The sequence below is a fragment of the Dokdonella sp. genome (genome assembly GCF_049593775.1).
Lineage (GTDB): Bacteria > Pseudomonadota > Gammaproteobacteria > Xanthomonadales > Rhodanobacteraceae > Dokdonella.
Genome location: NZ_JBAWHJ010000071.1, coordinates 1 through 3367, shown reverse-complemented (window position 1 = coordinate 3367; position 3367 = coordinate 1). Strand labels below are relative to the sequence as shown.

Annotated in this window: 2 protein-coding genes and 1 pseudogene; all 3 read left to right on the top strand. The window is 62.2% G+C overall.

Annotated elements, in window-relative coordinates; translation table 11 throughout:
* A pseudogene (locus WBP53_RS02540) lies at positions 1-1710 on the top strand (hypothetical protein); the annotation flags it as partial.
* Positions 1711-1823: 113 nt separating this feature from the next.
* On the top strand, positions 1824-2918 hold the full coding sequence (locus WBP53_RS02535; protein ID WP_423925621.1) for a glycosyltransferase: 1095 nt from the start codon (positions 1824-1826) through the stop codon (positions 2916-2918).
* Positions 2915-3322, top strand: coding sequence for a YchJ family protein (locus WBP53_RS02530; RefSeq protein WP_423925619.1), 408 nt, complete (start codon positions 2915-2917; stop codon positions 3320-3322). The genes WBP53_RS02535 and WBP53_RS02530 overlap by 4 nt, the downstream gene beginning before the upstream one ends.
* Positions 3323-3367 lie beyond the last annotated feature (45 nt).

The window sequence follows — 3367 nt, the reverse complement described above, 5'->3', positions numbered from 1 at the left end:
GAACAGGACTCCATCATGACCCGACGCACCGTACTCGCCTTCGCCATCCTGCAGACCTTCGGCGTCGCCGCTGTCCAGGCACAGAATGTAACCGTCACGCCACCAGCCGGCGGCGGCTTCGTTGTCGACAATGGCGTCTCGCCCTTGTTCACGGTCGACGCAGTCGGCCTCTTGACCATTGCCAATCTCGGAGCCGCTGCCACACATACGAATCCAGTCTGTTTTGACGTGGTTTCCGGCGCGGTTGGACCGTGCTCGAACAGCGGACTGGTCGGGCCGACAGGAGCCACCGGACCCATGGGTCCGGTTGGACCGACCGGTGCCACGGGCAGCAACGGCAATGACGGGGCAACTGGCGCAACAGGAGCAACCGGCGCGACGGGCAATGCCGGACCGACCGGCGCAGATGGCGCCACCGGTGCCACAGGCAGCAATGGCAACGACGGTGCCACGGGAGCAACCGGTCCATTCGGTCCGACCGGCGCAACGGGCGCAACGGGCGCAACGGGCACGACCGGCGTCATGGGAGCAATGGGCCCGACCGGTCCGATAGGTCCGGCCGGCCCGACCGGCGCAAACGGCGCCACAGGCCCGGCGGGCCCGACCGGCGCTGACGGCGCAGGCTCGGCGGCCGGAACCACCAACTATGTCAGCAAGTTTACCGGCGCCAGCACGCTCGGCAACTCGCAGATTCGAGACGATGGCACAAGCGTGGGAATCAACACCCCGCCCACGGCCGACTATCAAGTTCATGTCTACGATCAGCAGCTGACCGCCGATGGTCTCGGCCAGGCAAGCATCTTCGGCTACCGCACACGTGATTCACAGAACACCGGCACCAGCTATGGCCAACTTGGCGGCAACAGTGCCGTCAAGGGATACAACTACTGGGGTGACGAATACACGTTTGGCGTTGCCGGGTTCAGCTACAACGATTACACGCGAACCGGCGGCGTGCTAGGTGCCGACCAGAGTGGCGCCTACTGGGGCTCGCTCGGCTACAAGAGCAGCGCCAGCACGACATATGGCGTTTACGGTTCGTCAGGGTACGCGTCGGGTGGCGGAAGCCCGCAAGGTCCAGGCAGCCAGGGGATTGGCGGCGGCTTTTACGGCGGCATGATCGGCTCGTGGTCGCACGGTGAGGTCATGGGCGCGGTCAGCAGCGGATCGATGTTCGCCAACTACAATCTCGGCAATGTCTATACAAGTGGCTATTCTGCCGATCTTGTCGCCAGCGGACCCGAACTCAATGCGACTCGTGTGGCGGCGTTTGCGAATACCTCTACTGGCCTGAAGGTCTACGACAACGGATCAGCGCTGTTGAACGGGGAATCGGTGTTCGTGCCGTTCTCCGAGGCCTATAGCGGAATGCTTGGCGAAATCCCCACCGTAACCGTGTCGCCGGTGGGCTCGCCGGCCCAGCTCTACATTGCGAGCATCAAGCGCAGCGGATTTACAGTCGCTGTCGCTTCGGGAACCGCCAATGTCAGCTTCAGCTGGATAGCCGTCGGAAATCGTTCGGATGCCGACCGGGTCCAGGCCTTGCCGGCCGAATTGGCCAGCGGCAGTTTCGACACTCAGTTGCGTGAGGTCATGTCCAGCGAAGGCAATACGTCCAAGTCAGCCGGGCCGATCTGGTTTGATGGCCAGAAGGTCCGATTCGATGCAGCGCCGCAGCCAGCCACGGTGGCCAAGCCAGAGTCGCCGTAACCGCGCATAGAGACAAGACCGCAATGCAAGGCCCGCCTTACTGACAGGCGGGCCGTTGATGAAGTCAGTGCCATGGTTTTCGACTGACGGCACGCATGCGCTACATTCCACCCATGCGTATCTGCTTATCCATGATTGTTCGCGACGAAGCGGCAGTGATCCGTCGCTGTCTTCAGTCGGTGCGGCCGTTCATTGACTCCTGGGCGATTTCCGATACCGGTTCGATGGATGGCACCCAGGACCTGATCCGTCGCGAGTTGGCTGATTTGCCCGGTGAATTGATTGAGCGGCCCTGGGTCAATTTTGCCCACAACCGCAACGAAGCCCTTCAGCTTGCCGCACGTCACGGTGACTACGCACTGGTCATTGACGCCGATGAGATGCTGGTCGCCGAGGCCGGCTTTTCGTGGCCGATCCTGGATGCCCCCGGTTATCAGTTCGAATTTCATTTTGGCAATACGCGGTATCGTCGAATCGCGATGCCGCGACTGGATGCGGACTGGTGCTGGCGCGGCGTGCTTCACGAGGCCCTGGTCTCGCCGAAGGCGGCCGAGACGAAGTGCCTGTCTGGCCTGCATGTCCTGGTGCAGTCCGATGGTGCTCGCAGCCAGCGTCCCGCAGCGGAAAAATTTGCCGCCGATGCGGCAATACTTCGGCAAGCGCTGATCGACGAACCCGACAACGCACGCTACGTGTTCTACCTGGCGCAGAGCCTGCGCGATTCGGGGCAGCTCGGCGATGCCCTTGCCACCTATCGCAGGCGCGTTGCCATGGGTGGTTGGGAGGAAGAGGTTTACCAGTCCATGCTGCAGGTAGCCCTGCTCAGCGAACGTTGCGGCTGCACCGATGCAGAAATCCTTGCCGCCTTTCTCCACGCCTATGATTATCGCCCAAGTCGCGCCGAGGCACCTTGCGAACTGGCGCGCTATTGCCGATTGCAGAAACGCTACGCGCTGGGCCGCGACTTTGCCGCGGTTGCGATGGCAAAAGCACCAACCGACGATGTGCTGTTCGTCGATCACGGTGTTCTGGCGTGGCGGGCCCGCGACGAGCTGGCCGTGTCCAGCTACTGGTGTGGCGAGTATTCCGTTTGTGCCGAACACTGCCGACAGTTGCTCGCGAACGCGTCCTTGCCCGACTCCGAGCGTCAACGTGTTGAAGCCAATCTGACCTTCGCACTCGCGGGCTTGGAAAACCTGGTTCAATGACGCGGCCATTGCCCGATACCTGTCCCTGCGATATGAATCGCATCTATGCGGATTGTTGCGGTCGCTGGCACACGGGGTCGCCTGCACCGGATGCGGAATCACTGATGCGATCACGCTATGGCGCCTATGTCCTCGGCCTGGCGCACTATCTTATGGCGACCAGGCATCCCTCGACACGGCCGACGCAAGCAGAACTCGGCTTGGCCTCGAATAATCATACGACGTGGCTGGAACTCAAGATCAAGGATCGCCTGGTCACCGGCAGCGACTCCGCAGAGATCGAGTTCATTGCCCGCTACCGGGAAGGCGGTGGCGGCGCCAGGCGATTGCACGAACGAAGCCGGTTCGTTCGCGCGCACGGCCAGTGGTACTACGTCGACGGAGATATCGATCCGTCGGCTTGACCGTCATGAACCATAGCCACTTGTGCCCGTGCACTGCTGTGCTAG